The 15227-nt window shown below is 32.3% G+C and carries 12 protein-coding genes; 3 read left to right on the top strand and 9 right to left on the bottom strand.

Annotated features, from left to right (window positions below):
• Nucleotides 1-116: 116 nt before the first annotated feature.
• Entirely contained in the window at nt 117-581 is a 465-nt protein-coding gene (locus OXU93_RS03870) for an RNA recognition motif domain-containing protein (protein ID WP_267384585.1), read from the bottom strand.
• A gap of 1463 nt (nt 582-2044) precedes the next feature.
• Between OXU93_RS03870 and OXU93_RS03865 the strand changes: the two genes are divergently transcribed.
• Nucleotides 2045-3214 (top strand): S-layer homology domain-containing protein, encoded by a 1170-nt coding sequence (locus tag OXU93_RS03865; protein WP_267384583.1) that lies wholly within the window; start codon nt 2045-2047, stop codon nt 3212-3214.
• Between the two features lie 777 nt (nt 3215-3991).
• Here OXU93_RS03865 and gcvH read toward each other — a convergent pair.
• Nucleotides 3992-4387: a glycine cleavage system protein GcvH gene (gene gcvH, locus OXU93_RS03860; protein ID WP_267384581.1), complete on the bottom strand. Its 396-nt coding sequence runs from the start codon at nt 4385-4387 to the stop codon at nt 3992-3994.
• Between the two features lie 1446 nt (nt 4388-5833).
• Between gcvH and OXU93_RS03855 the strand changes: the two genes are divergently transcribed.
• Both OXU93_RS03855 and OXU93_RS03850 read left to right on the top strand, forming a co-directional pair.
• Entirely contained in the window at nt 5834-6307 is a 474-nt protein-coding gene (locus OXU93_RS03855) for a tetratricopeptide repeat protein (RefSeq protein WP_267384579.1), read from the top strand.
• Between the two features lie 7 nt (nt 6308-6314).
• Nucleotides 6315-7190, top strand: a complete 876-nt coding sequence (locus tag OXU93_RS03850; protein ID WP_416378786.1) for a 3'(2'),5'-bisphosphate nucleotidase CysQ family protein — start codon at nt 6315-6317, stop codon at nt 7188-7190.
• A gap of 526 nt (nt 7191-7716) precedes the next feature.
• On the opposite strand, the gene OXU93_RS03845 is transcribed toward OXU93_RS03850, so the two are convergent.
• From OXU93_RS03845 to recJ, 7 genes are all read right to left on the bottom strand, one after another.
• Nucleotides 7717-8319: a hypothetical protein gene (locus OXU93_RS03845; RefSeq protein WP_267384577.1), complete on the bottom strand. Its 603-nt coding sequence runs from the start codon at nt 8317-8319 to the stop codon at nt 7717-7719.
• 784 nt (nt 8320-9103) lie between these two features.
• Nucleotides 9104-9841: a photosystem II biogenesis protein Psp29 gene (gene psb29, locus OXU93_RS03840; protein ID WP_267384575.1), complete on the bottom strand. Its 738-nt coding sequence runs from the start codon at nt 9839-9841 to the stop codon at nt 9104-9106.
• A 138-nt stretch (nt 9842-9979) separates the two neighbouring features.
• Nucleotides 9980-10312, bottom strand: a complete 333-nt coding sequence (locus OXU93_RS03835; RefSeq protein ID WP_267384573.1) for a hypothetical protein — start codon at nt 10310-10312, stop codon at nt 9980-9982.
• A gap of 1038 nt (nt 10313-11350) precedes the next feature.
• Nucleotides 11351-11575: a hypothetical protein gene (locus tag OXU93_RS03830; protein ID WP_267384571.1), complete on the bottom strand. Its 225-nt coding sequence runs from the start codon at nt 11573-11575 to the stop codon at nt 11351-11353.
• A gap of 12 nt (nt 11576-11587) precedes the next feature.
• Nucleotides 11588-11863 (bottom strand): hypothetical protein, encoded by a 276-nt coding sequence (locus OXU93_RS03825; protein ID WP_267384569.1) that lies wholly within the window; start codon nt 11861-11863, stop codon nt 11588-11590.
• Nucleotides 11856-12869 (bottom strand): hypothetical protein, encoded by a 1014-nt coding sequence (locus OXU93_RS03820; RefSeq protein ID WP_267384567.1) that lies wholly within the window; start codon nt 12867-12869, stop codon nt 11856-11858. The genes OXU93_RS03825 and OXU93_RS03820 overlap by 8 nt, the downstream gene beginning before the upstream one ends.
• A gap of 372 nt (nt 12870-13241) precedes the next feature.
• Nucleotides 13242-15212, bottom strand: coding sequence for a single-stranded-DNA-specific exonuclease RecJ (gene recJ / locus OXU93_RS03815; protein WP_267384565.1), 1971 nt, complete (start codon nt 15210-15212; stop codon nt 13242-13244).
• Between the last annotated feature and the right edge of the window lie 15 nt (nt 15213-15227).

The following is a 15227-nucleotide window of genomic DNA, read 5'->3' as shown; positions in this document are numbered from 1 at the left end:
ACTCCTTAACGGCAGACTATTTGTCTGAGTTTTTAGATTTCAACCTCAACAATAGAGGATAAGTAATGACTTGATCAACCATTGTTTGCGAACCTATCTTTTACCTTAATATTTATCTAATTGGATGAAGTAGCCAACATTTCCTTAAGCTTAGCTAACTCATCAGCCCAACGAGGGTCAGGTTGAAAGCTATCTCCTGAGGAACTACTCCCGCTACTTTGAGTACGGGACCGTTTTTTTGTACTACCTTTTTTTACTGATGATTTTGGAGATGGAACTGAAGCTGGGGAAACTTTATCCTCTTGTTTTTCTTCTTTACTTGTATTTTTAGCTCTTGGTAAAGCTTTTTCAATTTTAAGAGGGCTATCCATAAAAGATTGACCATTATATTTTTCTATAAAAGCATCGGCCAATTCATCGGTGGCTACAGTAACAAAAGCAAACCCTCGACATTTTCCCGTTTTGCGATCTTTAATTACTTTTATGGACATAATTTCGCCAGCATCAACAAACATTTCTTGCAATGCTTGGCGTTCGATAGGTTCTTTGGGCAAGTTACCGACATATAGACGAATGGGCATAGGATGGACCTCCATTGATTGATTTTAAAAAACTCATTGACTCAGCACTGATTAGCCATAGTAAATATGATCTACCTAAAGACCTGTCCGAAAATTTTCCGGGGACACATTTCCATACAACTCAGATTGTTACTAATAACATCGGCTTGTATCGTCAAAATTGCCTTACCTCTAATTGTGCTGACGGAGTACTCACTGACGATGTTGTTTCAATTTTGAACAGTTCTGTCAATGAATAGGGACTTTGAAATACACTGCCCTTTTAGATTATTACAGATTGTTTACAGTATTCGTCAAATAATTTGAAAGAAAGTTGCCCTAATTTTATATTTTTTTAAGTAGATGTACTTAATATCTTAATTTATACTGACTGAATTTTCAAAAAAATTTTGCCAAAAATAATATTATGTGTTGATTATATCGGCTGATAGAGGTTATTAACATGGAAGAAACCATCAAAAGAGTATTGTGATTAAGACGTTTATTCTTTTATAAAATCTGTCTAAAATAAAAATTTTTTAGTTTAAGCTTAATACAACAGTTTGAAATAAAGCAGGCATAAGATACAACGGTTCAAATGGACTAAGAACAAATTCGATAACTTATGATGTAGACTTAATAGTCACTAAGCAATTAGTACAAATGTTTTTATGGCTTAGTATTGAAGTAAAGAAATTTATTTTGAATCCAAATACTTTCTTTATAGAAAGAGTTTTAAGCGCTAAAATGATAATTAATTATTAACAAACTACACTGTATAATCTCATTGAAAGTTTGACTTTTAAGATTTAATATAAAATCTTAAAACCAGGAAAGTTATTACTTAAAGTTGTTATTGTTTAAGATCAAAGTTTTTTGCAATTATCATTATTTTGGATACAAAACAGACAAGTAAAAAAATATTGTTCTCTGTCTATGAGATAATTATTTACTAATATTTATAAATAGAAATAATTAGATAAAATTTCTTATAACTAGTTTAATATCTAAATAAAATCCCCTAAAATAGTTTATCTCTTTTTTATCTTTATAAAAAAGAGATAAACTGGCACGAATAAAATATATTTTTAAAGCCGAGGTTGAGATAAGGCTTCTAGTTCCAATCAGTTAAATTTTTAATACAGCAGAATAAAATTAAGATATATTGGATTGATTTAAATTAAAGTTAGATTTATATGTAGATGTTTTAAATAGAAAAAAATGTATATGTCATTATATGAGTAACGACTTTTAATATAGAACTGTAGAGCTAAATGTGCAATATATTCATTCTAATAAATTGTACTTAAAGTTGTTTGCTTCTTGTTTAAGCTACTTTATAAAACATTAAGACTCGAGACAAAAAATATATTTTAGATACTTATAAGTAATATGATATATACTTTTTCTACTGTGGCTGTAATGCGTTAATCTAGATAAATAAACTCTTAAATTTCAGACATATTGACATATTGTTTAAGCTTATGATTGTGATACATTATAGTATTTTAGTTACCTTAATAGGATTATTAACAGCATGTAGTGGAATTGAAGGGTTGGAAGGTAGATTTTCTGCCAATCCTAGGTTTACAAAAAATTTAGAATCTTCCCAAAAATCAACTATTCAACTTTTTGACAATTTTCCCTCAAAAATCCCCCAATATCCTCAAGCCACTTTAGAAGAAATCACTCAAGAAATTACACAAGCAAATGGAGCAGTTCGATGGAAAACTGATGACTCTACTGAAAAAATCAAGAATTTTTATCTACAGCAATTAAAATCACAAAAATGGAAAATTATTCAGCATTTTTCCTCTGAATCTCAAGAAAATTCATTAGTTGCTCAAATCGATAATCTAAAAATTAGATTGTCTATATTCCCTGGAAAATCAACGACGGAATTTACCCTAGAATATAAACAAGTTAATACAACTAAATCAGATAACAGTCCTTCTAAACAGACTTCAACTACTATTAGTAAACTTACTAATTTTTCTGACTTTAATCAAATTCCTGAAGCTTTGCGTTCTTACGTTCAAGATTTAGCAAACTTAGGTCTTTTGACTGCTAAAGAAAATGATCAATTTAAGCCTAATGAACCGATTACCCGTCGAGAATATGCACGATGGTTGGTCAGCGCCAAAAATAGATTTTATCAAAATTACCCCGAACAACAAATCCGTCTAGGATTAAAAAATGCTCAACCGGCTTTTACTGACGTTCCTTCAAATGACGCTGATTTTCTCATAATTCAAGGATTAGCCGAGGCAGGATTAATTTCTTCACATCTTACAGGAGACAATAACATTTTCTTATTTCGTCCTGACGCGTTGTTAACACGGTCTGATTTAATCATCTGGAAAGTTACTTTAGATATAGGAAAAAGTCTACCTAAAGCTTCTATTGATGGGATTAGAGAAACTTGGGGTTTTCAGGATACTACTCAAATTGAGCCTATAGGATTACGGGGGTTATATGCTGATTTTCAAAATGGAGAATGGGGAAACGTCCGCCGTGTTTTTGGTTATACAATTTTATTTCAACCGAAAAAGACTGTAACTCGCGCTCAAGCCGCAGCTGCATTATGGTATTTTGGCTATCAAGGAAGTGGTCTGTCAGCCGAAGATATCTTAAAACAAACAGACAATAATTGACAGAGGTAAAATAAAATAACAGTCTATTATTTCTAGCTTAGAAAGTGATCTTATGATAAAGATTACTTCAATTTTTAATAAAATCAAAGTAGATATAATAAATTCATAGATTTTAAAATCTATGAAAATTAAATGAATTTCTACAAAATTATAGTGAATAGTTCCTAATATGTTGAGAAACTAAATATATTTAATATATGAAGCAAAATGACATAGCTATTACAATATTAATTAAAAATATTTATCTGACAGAATGCTTCTAGCAATCAGTAGAACCTACAGTTATATATTTATTTTTTAAGTAGAAGAAAACATAATTTATACACCAATTTAATATACTAGGAGTTGTGGATGTATTTTGGATATTACAGTATTTTCTGCCATATATGAAAGCTTAGTCATTTTTCACTTAGTACAGGAAACTAATAAGCCAAGTCTTAGATCAACAATTATAAATTCAGATAGGAAAAAACTTAACAGTATTATAGCTATTCACAGTTATTCTGGTCGTTTAATCTTTAAATGATAACCGTGGTTTACATATATTTTATCAGGGGCTTGATTTACAACTGATATCTGGTTAACGGCAAGAAAAGTAAGCATTATGACTTTTAATTTAAGCTCACAATATTAGCTAGTAGTAGTCAAACCCCAGTAGCTTTTACAGCCTCTATTATTTATAGCCAACACTTCAATTTGAGTTGGTTTAAAGGTGCTCTTGTTAAGGAGAACACCTTTGTATTGGTTCATTTGTAGTAAAGCAACATGTCCATGATGTTATTCTCCTCCTTCTACTTGAGCTTGGTATTCACTAGCGGATAAAGTGTTTTCTAAGTCATCATCAAGATTTTCAACTCGAACTTTAAGTAACCATCCGTCTCCATACGGATCATCAGTAATCTGTTCAGGAGTCTCAAGCATTTGTTCGTTGCAATCTACCACGGTTCCTGATACAGGAGGATAAAGATCCTCAGCTGCTTTTACTGATTCAATTGCCCCAAAAACCTCACCAACCTCTATAGCATCACCTACTTCAGGTAACTCTAAAAATACTATATCTCCAAGTTGTTCGAGCGCATAAGCACTAATACCAATAGTAGCAATTTCCCCATCCAAACGAACGTATTCATGGGAATCTAAGTATCTTAGATCGTCGGGATATTCTAAATCCATTGTTCATTCTCAAATTCACAGCAAACGTAAGTTTAACACCGCTAATGCTGAAGGAAATAGAATTATTGTTACAAATTTTGAGATAAATATTTTAATCTGTAGCATAGTATACAATATTTTATTGTAAACCTATAATCATCTGCAGTTTATAGTCAATAATTGACAGTATATTATTTTTTTAATGAAGAACATGATCCCTTTTGCACGAAAAGACCTACTCCTTAGTTTTTATCTAGTGGAGAGAACAAGATCGTTTTATGAATATTTGCCAACATATTATGATCAATTTATGATCATAATATGTTGGGATAACTATAGTTTTTATATAATTTATTTTCGTTACTTTTGTAATACGCTAAACTTATTTTATCCATATTTTAATAAAAACTAAGATCAAAATATATTTTACAAATTTTCTTTTTTTCTTTGAGAAAGATTTGATTGTTAATTATTTATTAAATTTTAAATTTTAAATTTTATCTAGAAAACTGTCCAGAATAATTTTTTAGATAAATTAGAGTTTTTAGCTAAGTAATTATCAATCTCTTAAACTAGTCAATATATAAACTGTAACCTTTAGAAATTGGAAATAATTCCCCTTATTTATAGATACAAAATCTAACTTTTTTATATACTAAGCTCAATATAAATTAGACATTTAGTAAAACTTATTTTTTCTTCAGCTTCAATGCTATGATTAAATTATTCTCGGGGTTATACTTTGAAGAAAAGACTAATAAAGTTAGTAACTTTCAATAAAAATAGATGCTTATTTTTCTAATCATTAAAATATGTATTAGTATAAATATACTTCAAGACAATTAACTAGCTAAAGTTAATTGTCTTGAAAATAATTAAAGATGGTTATGATACTGAGTTGAACTTTTTTTGTTAAATATTAGTCTCCAATAGAGACGTTTTTTACTAATTTTGTATAGTAGAAGTTTACCTCTAAAAAATATAAATATATTAACATTTATATTATGGGTATTAAATCCCCATAATTTGTCGTAATTATTTTAATCAATCTTTATCTTTCTCTAATAAGGGCTAATTTCTAGAATAAATTCAGTAATCTTAAATATTAATGAATATTAAGATTGCTGAATTTTGCTATGTCCACTACTAAATAAAAGTTTACTCCTGAATTAAATTTCAACCTTTTTTACATCAAGTCAGATAAAACAGATCAAATGAGAACCCATTTAAGAACTATTATCAATAAGTGGCTTAAATTTTGTAATTTAATCAACACTCAACTTATTACATTTGAGTTAAGTTAGTGTAGTCTGACTACAGTCAATGAGTTGCCCTTTCTACGAACTCTCAGGTGTGCTAAAAATCATAAGTGGTTAGTATTGCCTATGAAAAACTATCTTTTATACCCTGGTGATAATGAGTTTATGTTATTTGAACTGTATTAGAATTTTAATTGGTTTATCCATCATGCAAGAATACAGTATTCCCAACAGCTTCCTCCAGGAAGTTTATTTTCTGAGTCAACAGTCCAACGATTTTCACAACCTTGAAGAAATTATGATTCGAGGCATGGAAAAAGGGATTAAAAGGGATTATCAAGGAGCGATCGCCGATTTCACTCAAGTGATTCGCCTTAATGCTTATAATGCAGAAGCCTACTACAATCGAGGCATTGCCTATATTAAAGTATACAACTATTCTCAAGCAATTGCTGATTTTAACTATGCCTTAAGTCTGGAAAATGAATTAGCTGAAGTATACTTTGAACGCGCTAAAGTTTACCTAGTTTTGAATAATCAATCCGAAGCTATTAAAGACCTGAAAATTGCGGCAAAATTATTTAAAAAACAGGTAAATTATTTTCTTTATCAAGAAACTAAAAAAATTTTAAGACAAATACAGCATCTTCCCACGATTAAGAACTACAAAAAGTACAGTTGAGGTTATATTGAAAAATATACAAGTAAAAAATTTAGAAGAAATTGTAAAGATTGTTCGCTATGTTGGTTGGGGCGCTGCCAAGCTCCTTCGTTCTTACTACCGAGGAGAAGTTAACCAAGGAAATTTAGACATTAATGAAGATAAACAAGGCGATCTAGTTACTTCTGCTGACTTAGCTGCTAACTATTATATTTTGGAGAAACTACAAAGAATTTTTAATACTGACAGCTTCGGTTATCTTAGTGAAGAAACTTATCAGGGAACCGAGCCTATTCGTCAAGACTGGGTATGGATCATTGATCCTCTCGATGGAACTAGAGATTTTGTCGATAAAACTGGAGAATATGCTTTACATATTGCCTTAGCCTATAAAGGTCGTCCTATTGTTGCTGTAGTTAGCGTCCCTGAGGCTGAAAAACTATATTTTGCAGCAAAAAATCAGGGGACTTTTGTAGAAACTCTTGATGGAACAGTTAAACCTCTTAGGGTTTCGGAACGCAATCAAATGGAAGACTTATTCCTAGTAGTGAGTCGGAACCATCGTGATGATCGTTTTCAGAAACTAATCGATAGTTTACCAATAAAAAGTTGTAATTACATGGGAAGTATTGGGTACAAAATTGCTACTATTCTTGAACAAAAGTCTGATGTTTACGTCTCTTTATCTGGTAAGTCTGCGCCTAAAGATTGGGACTTTGCTGCTCCAGAACTAATTTTGGTAGAAGCAGGAGGAAAAATCACCAACTTTGATGGTACACTTTTGACTTATAACGAGGGAGATGTTAGGAAGTGGGGAGGACTAATAGCTAGTAACGCTCACTGTCATGAACTTATATGTAACGAGGCTATCAAATTACTAGCCAGAATTGAAGAGAAACAATAAACTTCTCTTGAAAAGGTTGATAAAAGTTGAAAGCTATTAGCTACTATAGATTTGAACTACCCCAATAATTCAGTATTAAAGACGAAAAGACAATTACCACTCCAAATTCTTTTAGACAAAGTCTAGAAGAATTTGGAGTGCAAGCTTATTTCGTGGATAGGTTCAGTTTGTTTATCACGGAAATGAACTGAGATCTTGATTATTGCGGTGACAATTAAATTAGATGAAAGTAAGATTAACATGATTTTTGTCAACTTATATGAATAAGCATATAGTAGATAATTGTCACAAAGATTAAGATAAAAACATTATAGTTAATATATTTTTTGTTAAAGTTTCTAGAAATTTAATAGACCTAAATTTACTAAAAATTTATTTTTTCGGCAAAATTTCTCCAGATAAGTCACGCAAGTGAACAGGACATAGTTCCTAAGACAAAAACAAAAAAAGGAGGGGTCAATATACATTGACCTCCGGTATAGTCAATCTGACAATGCACTAAATGCCGTTTTGCAATTTTGCCTATCTAATTAGGCCCTTCTTGACTTTTATAAACCTGAACAACACTTGCAGATAGCCCTTTACGTTGCAATTCAACAACTCTTTTTTGAGCTTGTTGAGACTGTTTAAATATACCTGCATGGATAACTCCCTCATTTTGACGGATAAACGCTAGAGGTTCCACAGTTTTAACTTGAGATAACACCGATATATTCTTCCCAATAACCTCTACCCGATAGAGACTAGAAGTCTTGTTATATTGGAAAGGCAAAACCGAGCCTCTAGGAGTAATAGAGAAAGAAGACCGAGGACTAGTAGGAGATTGAAAAGTATATTCAAGGACACTGTCCGGGGGTATAAGTTTAGCTGGAGTGACTGTAGTCGGAATGAAACTACTGAATTTAGGAGCCGGTTCATTAGAAATGTGAGGAAGTGCATTTTCAGGAACTCGGAGAGGAGGGGGAGGAGGTAAAGTTCCTAAACTTTGGGCAGAACTGATCGATGGCAGGCTTACAATAATGGGAATAACAAAAAACAACCAAAATTGATTTTCAGAAAACAATTTTGGAAACCATTGATATAAACTGTAAGCCAGTACACTAAAATGGATAATTTGAGTGGCATTCATGAATAATAAAATCCTCAATTAATCTCCTCACATCCTTTGAACCAAAAGATTATATCTTCAGTTTTTAGGCTTATCACGTAATCACTGTTTATTGTAATAAAATTGACTGTCAGCTAAAGTCTGATTTGCTTTTTCTTCAAAAGAACTTAACAATTCTAATTTATTATCATTCACTATCATAATAGAAGATAAGTTTTAAGAAAAATAGTCACATACTCTTCAATGTAAAAACTATGATTTGGACTAACTAGTATCAATTTAGTATTCACATCTTATATTTTCTGAGTGTTTTACTTATCAATCAACTAATACGTAAAAATTTTAAATTAAGAACTTATACCTGTTACCAGAATAAATAGTCACTACAAGTTGTCAGGAACAATATAAATTGGTTCTCTAAAACTTTTCCAATACAATATCAAATAAATTATTTTTTGAAAAACTAAATTTTTACAAAATCCTAATCTACTTTATAGAATATGATGAAGGGGTTAAATTGCCCTAGTAATTAATAGAAAATAGGTGATAAGAGAAGCAACAATTTATTAGTAAAGTTAGGAGTGCAATTCGAAAAAGACGATTTTTTTAACCAAGTTTTAGTATTAACTATAGTTGAGAAACAGATATATAAGAATTAGGGATTAGAAAAAAGTAAAAATCTAAACTAATAATCGCAGTTTTATATTAAAAATCTAACGATGATAAGATTATCAAATTCTCTAAACTCTTCCCTTTTCCCTTTTCCTAAGTTAAGCTGAACTTAACTTTTGGACGAATCCATCCATTATGAATTAGTTGAATCATCCTGATGATCATTAGTTAAATTAATATAAGAATCAGTTATCTGTGTTTGTTGTATAGCTTTTCTTTGTTTTTTTCGTTCCGCTTCGAGCATATCTTCAGTAACAGCAAGTAACTGTTCCATTTTATCTAGATTACTACGGTAGAGCTCCAAGTCTTTTTCTATTTTTTCTGAAGACAAATGAAATACTTCAGATATTAAGTCAAAAATCTGGTTGCGTTGTTCCTTATTTTCAACTAGATTGGGAGCGATTTTCACTACTAGAGTATATAAGCCTACTGTAAATAGACGGCTATATTTAAATTGAGCATTCTGGGCAATCGCTTGAAATATTTCACTTAGTATTCCATCACCAGGCATTCGTGAACTGGCAACTTTGAGAATCTCCATGAACTCTAAAATCGACATCCCTTGAACCTGAGTCAAGAGAGATTGAGCTTCTTGCTGATATTGTTCAGCATTACCTCCAACTGAATGACATAAAGCTGAAAAAATAGAATCTTTGTCTTTTTCAGGTTGATATCCTTGAATAAAACGCTCGAAAGAAGTGACAACCCCTAGAGCAAAAATAGGATCGTAACGAAAATCTACATTAACTGAGAGCAGATGCATCTCTACCAATAACTCTTCAATAAAACGACGGTAAATAGAGTTTATGGGTCGGGTGTGATGGGTGTAGAAATCCCGTTTAGTATCGGAAACAGTGCGAACTTTATCCACAAAAGAGACTTAAATTTAATTGAGATGGTAACTGCGATCTATTGTCCCTTGTAAAGACTTCTTTGCCAAGATAAGGGAAAACAAGTCATTTAGTGAAATGTCAATGGGCTGGTCTCGAAATCTTCCCTTCATCGAAATTTAGGAAGAGGTCGAATTGTACCAATGTTCAAGAAATTTTTTTAGTTCCATTCGTTCAATATAGGGCCAACCTCCTGTTTCTTCAATATCTTTTAGAACTTCATAAAAGTTTTTACGAGTATCGGGTAAGGAAGGTTCAAACAAATCTGATCGGATTTTTCGGTGTAAAGTTTCTAAAATACGTAATAAAGACAGCAAATCATGAGTATTGCCGTTGCAATCAGAAGCTATGGTTTCGACGATAGCCACTATTTCCTGAAAACGTTGGGACAGTGAACGATTTTCCTGATTAGACAAATAGTGTACCTTATGTGGTTCTACTGGTTGCGTCATTCTTGCTCCTTGAATCTTTTTCCCAATTATTTTTATGATAAGGGGAAGCGGGTGAGTGGCTACAAATTTTCGACGGAGTAGATATCAATATCATTAACACGACTTATCTGACACGTTATAAGTTATCTTTTCTACTGCAAACAACTTATACTTATAAGGACAAAATATTTGGAATTTAAACACAATAAAACTAGATAAAATATTATATTTATCTAGTTTTATTGTGTTTTTAATACTGTATTTGCATAAATTAAAGTACAAGATATTGAGAATAAGCAAAAGTTAATTAAAAAGAAAGTTGATTGAAAAGAAAATTGATTGAAAAGAAAATTGATTGAATTAATAATTTAATTAATTTTTAACTCCAAAAACTTATAAAGTTAACAGTACAATTCGCTGGATAATCCCATAACATCAATTATGATATGACTTAAAAGTTTAATTATCATTAAAAACTCTTTTGATGTAAATCAGACTAACATACTATATTGTTCAATCCGTCTACATCCTTTCTAGTATCTAAAGATATTGCCAAATGATTGCAACGATTATTTTTTATTATCTTATCTGGTTTAAATAAACTTTAATTAGTCAATTGTCATTAGTAAGATTCTTCTATTGGATATTTTATTGACAATTACTGAATATATCTAACCTATCTTTTGGAGTAAGACAGTAAACAACTAAAATAAATATTATTTTTATAATTAACTATATCAGGTGAGTCAATTGCTACCAATTCTATGTCCCCATTATGAATCCTTAATTCTGGTTAGGTGGTTTTTAATATTTGTTAAATACACTCGTCTAAGAGTAGAGTTAAAGATTGAATCAACTTATGATAGTGTTAATATTTTATAATCAACAATACCTGAAATAGAATAACGACCACGCTGCGCTGTTCTATTTCAGGTATTGTTCGTTCACGGAGATTATTCTATATACAGGGGTAGATCTATTTACGGGCAACACCTAATAATCTATATAGAATGATTCTTTACTATTCAATATGGAGTCCAAAAAACTAGACATAAAAAATTACTGCATTTTTATATCTTTAAGTAAGAAAGGCATGAGCATCCCCGTCAATAGGCTAGATACCATAATAGTAAAAGCTAAACTGATCTCCATTTTACTTAGCCCGATAAACAATAAGCTTCCAATAAAAAAAGCAGAAACCATTTGTTTGTAAACATACTGAGAGTTGCGGATTAACCTTCCCTTAAAAAATAGCTGTGTAGAATGCCAAACTAGTTTTAACATTGTTATTTATCCTTATATAATGTGATATTTCAAAAAAACAAGTCCAACAGTAACAACTGGAATAACTCCAGCAGGACCTAATAAACTCCCTAGCATAGCCGACAGTTGATAGCCAATATCTTTCCCTGCCAATAACATTCCGCCAATAGCTCCACCAATGATAGAAATTATCATAGATATTGCCAACCAAAGTAATCCTGTTTCGAGGTTTATCTCTCCTATTTTTAGGTTCACGAAAAGACTATAAAAGGTTGGATTAACTCCCAAGTTACTCAAAATCTCAGTCATGTGAATTAAGCTCCTTTGAACAAGTTGAACTACTGTATTGACTCTCAAGTCGCATTTCTAAACCTTCTAACGCATTTTTTACAACTTCCACTTGTTTCCATTGTCCATGTTTACTAAACACTTTTTTGGCTTCTTGATAGTAACTCTTAGCCTGCATTAGATTGTTATAATTACCTATTTCGACATGTTCAACATCGTCAGGTAAATTAGATAGAACGCTTGCCTTATTTGAGATTGTGTTAGCCCATTCAATAGGGGTATCTTGAAGGTTACGAACTTTTAAAGCTTCATCGTAGGCAGCTAGAGACTTCAAGTTGTTTTCTATTGGATGAGCAGTCGGAAGATGATGTAGAGCATTAGCAAGATTATTTTTTAACATTGCATACTCGTTAGGATAATTGACTAACGTAACCCATTTCAAGGCCTCTTCAAAAGATTGAACTGCAATAGCCTGACGCATTTCTTCTTTGTTTAGGGCTAGAGGCATTGAGAGATATGCAATTGCAATGTTATTTTGTAATACAGAGAATTCTTGAGGATAATTCTCTCCAGTAAATATTTTAGCTGCTTTCTGATAAGCTTTTATAGCATCTTGCATAGTTGCTTTTTGAAAGGGGACTAATTCTTGTAGCACGACTCCCATGTTCATGTGTAGCTCAGCAACTTCTTCAAGAGATGCATGTTTTTCAAGTATAGGAAGAGCAGTTTCATAAGCATTTTTCGCTTCCAAGAGTAGTATTTCTCCTTCTGTGGGAATTGTTCGTAATGCAGTTCCCATCCCAGATAAACATCTTGCCTGCAGTAAAGGATAATCGGGAGTGCATAGTTCTAAGCCCCGATTGTAAAGGAAAATTGCATTCTCGAGTTGTTGAGGACTTTTAGGCTTTTTCTGTAGCCCTCCAGCCATTTCAATCAACATCTCAATTTTTTCATTTAGGGTAGCTCCATCAGAGTCAATGACAGCTAAAGCAGCTTTGATATTAGCATCATTTAAGGTTATGGACATGGATATGATCTCTTTATAAGAGTTTAAAAACAAGCAATTTTTTAAGGAAACTACAAATACAGGAATCTAAAATAATGTATCAGGAATAATAATCCGAAATAGTTTTGTGTATCCTCACCCACTTACCTTTGAAAATTAGTTAACTCACTTCTTGATAGATAAGTGTTCCTTAAAAACTGTGAAATCAACCACTTGATGAAGATTATAACTAAATACTGTTCTTTAATCTTTTTTCTTTATACTTTATTAAAAAATATTAGGTATTAACTTAAAAGACTATATATTTTATTTCCGCAATTCAACCTGAACTCTGAATCGTATCAAATGATAATTGAGTTGCCTAACGCAACATAATTGGAATAAATTGAGAAATCATAAACCTAAAACTTCCATAGCTGTTTTAATTAGATTAAAGTAAGCTGGTTGGGTAATATCAACTTGCTGAGAGTTTTCTCTCTCCGTTCCTAACCATCCTTTTCGTTGCCCTTTTTTAACAGATAATATCTTTCCTTGACTATTCTTGATTCTTAATTCTTTCTCATGGGCTGAAAAACTACATTGGTAGTTTCGTCCTTGATATTGAAAGATTTCTAGTTCATGATTCAGAGTATATAAAGGAGATAAAGGCAACCGTATTCCTACGATTTCTAATTCAATTTTAGAATTACCATACCAGCGATTTTCCGTTAACTTATAGGCAATATCAACTCGTTTAGGTAATGGAAAATACTCACCCCAGCGCCAAGCAATACCTCTCATCTCTACTTGATTACAATCTTCCTGAGAAATACCTAATTTAAGATGATTTTTGCCTATTATTCTCTGTTCAACAATATAAACATCAGGAGTCCAAAAAACAGGAGTACTGTTTCCAATTCCCCAGGGTTGTAGTTGATCTATAGACTGATATAAGTTAATAGTTAATTGTTTAAAATCAGCTTGAGAGTCAATCATCACTAAAGGTTTGAGATGTTGTTCTTTTACGCATTGATGAGCGAAAGTGCTCAATCTCTGTTTAAAAGTTTCTAATTTGCCGGCTGACAAGCTGAATCCACCTGCGGCTTTGTGTCCTCCATATTTTTCTAAAATGTCTTGACAAAAATTCAATCCTTCAATTACGTTAAACTCTTTAATCCCTCGTGCAGACCCTCTGATTTTACTCGAATCTTGTTCATAAGTTCCAATGAAAACTGGAACTCCGTAACGTTCCACCAAACGGGAGGCTACAATGCCGATAACTCCATGATGCCATTGAGATTTAATTACCACTAAAATGCGATCACGTTTCCAACAGATTGGGGTATTTTCTACTAAATTAATGGCTTCTAGTTCAATTTTTTCACACATAAACTTACGTTTACTGTTAATTTGTTCACATTGCATTGCTCTTTTTAGTGCGGTTTCACAATCATCAGTAGTTAATAACTCAATTGCTATTTGAGGCTCACCAATACGTCCAACTGCATTAATTCTTGGACCTAAGCGAAACCCAATATCATCAGGTTTAAGTTGTTTTTGTTCCTCACTGATTCCGACAACTTGCATAAGGGACTGAACTCCTGCTAATTTTGACTGAGAAAGCTTACGTAAACCCCGTTTTAACCAACGTCGATTAACCCCAACGAGGGGGGCTAGGTCTGCTATGGTTCCTAAGGTGAATAGTTCTAATAATGGGTCTACTAAGCCTTTGAGTAACCCTAAATTTTGAGCTGTTGTCACTGCTAGAATATAAGCCACACCAACTCCTGCTAATCCATAATAAGGAGAAGTTTCTCTTAACAATTTAGGATTCAAAATCGCATTGGCTGGAGGTAATTTTTTAGGAAGATTATGGTGATCAGTAATGATCACATTTAGCCCCAATTTTACTGCTAGTTGAATTGGTTCATACGCTGTAATCCCATTATCTACCGTTAAAATTAACCCCACTCCTTCATGGGCACAAGTTTCCACAATACGTTCATTAATGCCATAACCATCTTTCATTCGATTAGGAATTTTATAGTCAACATCAGCCCCTAAGTGTTTTAACGCGCGTAATAACAGGGCGGTACTAGTCATTCCGTCGGCGTCATAGTCCCCACAAATGGTAATTTTTTTCTTTGTGACGATCGCATCTTTTAAGAGTTTCACACTGATTTCTAAATCAGGAAATTCTTCCCAAGGTAAAGGAAGAGTTTGGACTTCAGGATTAAGATATATTTCGGCAGCACCGGGAGTCTCAATACCCCGATTAATGATGACTTGGGCGATTAGAGGAGATAGCCCTGTTGTTTGGACCAGCTGCATAACTCGTTTGGGACTAGGAGCAGCAACTTGCCATCGTTGATGGGGTAATTTCATCTGGCTCTAATATTA

Origin of the sequence: Cyanobacterium sp. uoEpiScrs1 (genome assembly GCF_947331815.1) — a bacterium.
In the GTDB taxonomy this organism is placed as follows: domain Bacteria; phylum Cyanobacteriota; class Cyanobacteriia; order Cyanobacteriales; family Microcystaceae; genus Rippkaea.
This window is presented reverse-complemented; position numbering and strand designations above follow the sequence as displayed.

Coding starts and splice junctions, on each gene's coding strand:
- OXU93_RS03870 (WP_267384585.1), bottom strand. CDS start 581: ATGCCCATTCGTCTATATGTCGGTAACTTGCCCAAAGAACCTATCGAA.
- OXU93_RS03865 (WP_267384583.1), top strand. CDS start 2,045: ATGATTGTGATACATTATAGTATTTTAGTTACCTTAATAGGATTATTA.
- gcvH (WP_267384581.1), bottom strand. CDS start 4,387: ATGGATTTAGAATATCCCGACGATCTAAGATACTTAGATTCCCATGAA.
- OXU93_RS03855 (WP_267384579.1), top strand. CDS start 5,834: ATGCAAGAATACAGTATTCCCAACAGCTTCCTCCAGGAAGTTTATTTT.
- OXU93_RS03845 (WP_267384577.1), bottom strand. CDS start 8,319: ATGAATGCCACTCAAATTATCCATTTTAGTGTACTGGCTTACAGTTTA.
- OXU93_RS03835 (WP_267384573.1), bottom strand. CDS start 10,312: ATGACGCAACCAGTAGAACCACATAAGGTACACTATTTGTCTAATCAG.
- OXU93_RS03830 (WP_267384571.1), bottom strand. CDS start 11,575: ATGTTAAAACTAGTTTGGCATTCTACACAGCTATTTTTTAAGGGAAGG.
- OXU93_RS03825 (WP_267384569.1), bottom strand. CDS start 11,863: ATGACTGAGATTTTGAGTAACTTGGGAGTTAATCCAACCTTTTATAGT.
- OXU93_RS03820 (WP_267384567.1), bottom strand. CDS start 12,869: ATGTCCATAACCTTAAATGATGCTAATATCAAAGCTGCTTTAGCTGTC.
- recJ (WP_267384565.1), bottom strand. CDS start 15,212: ATGAAATTACCCCATCAACGATGGCAAGTTGCTGCTCCTAGTCCCAAA.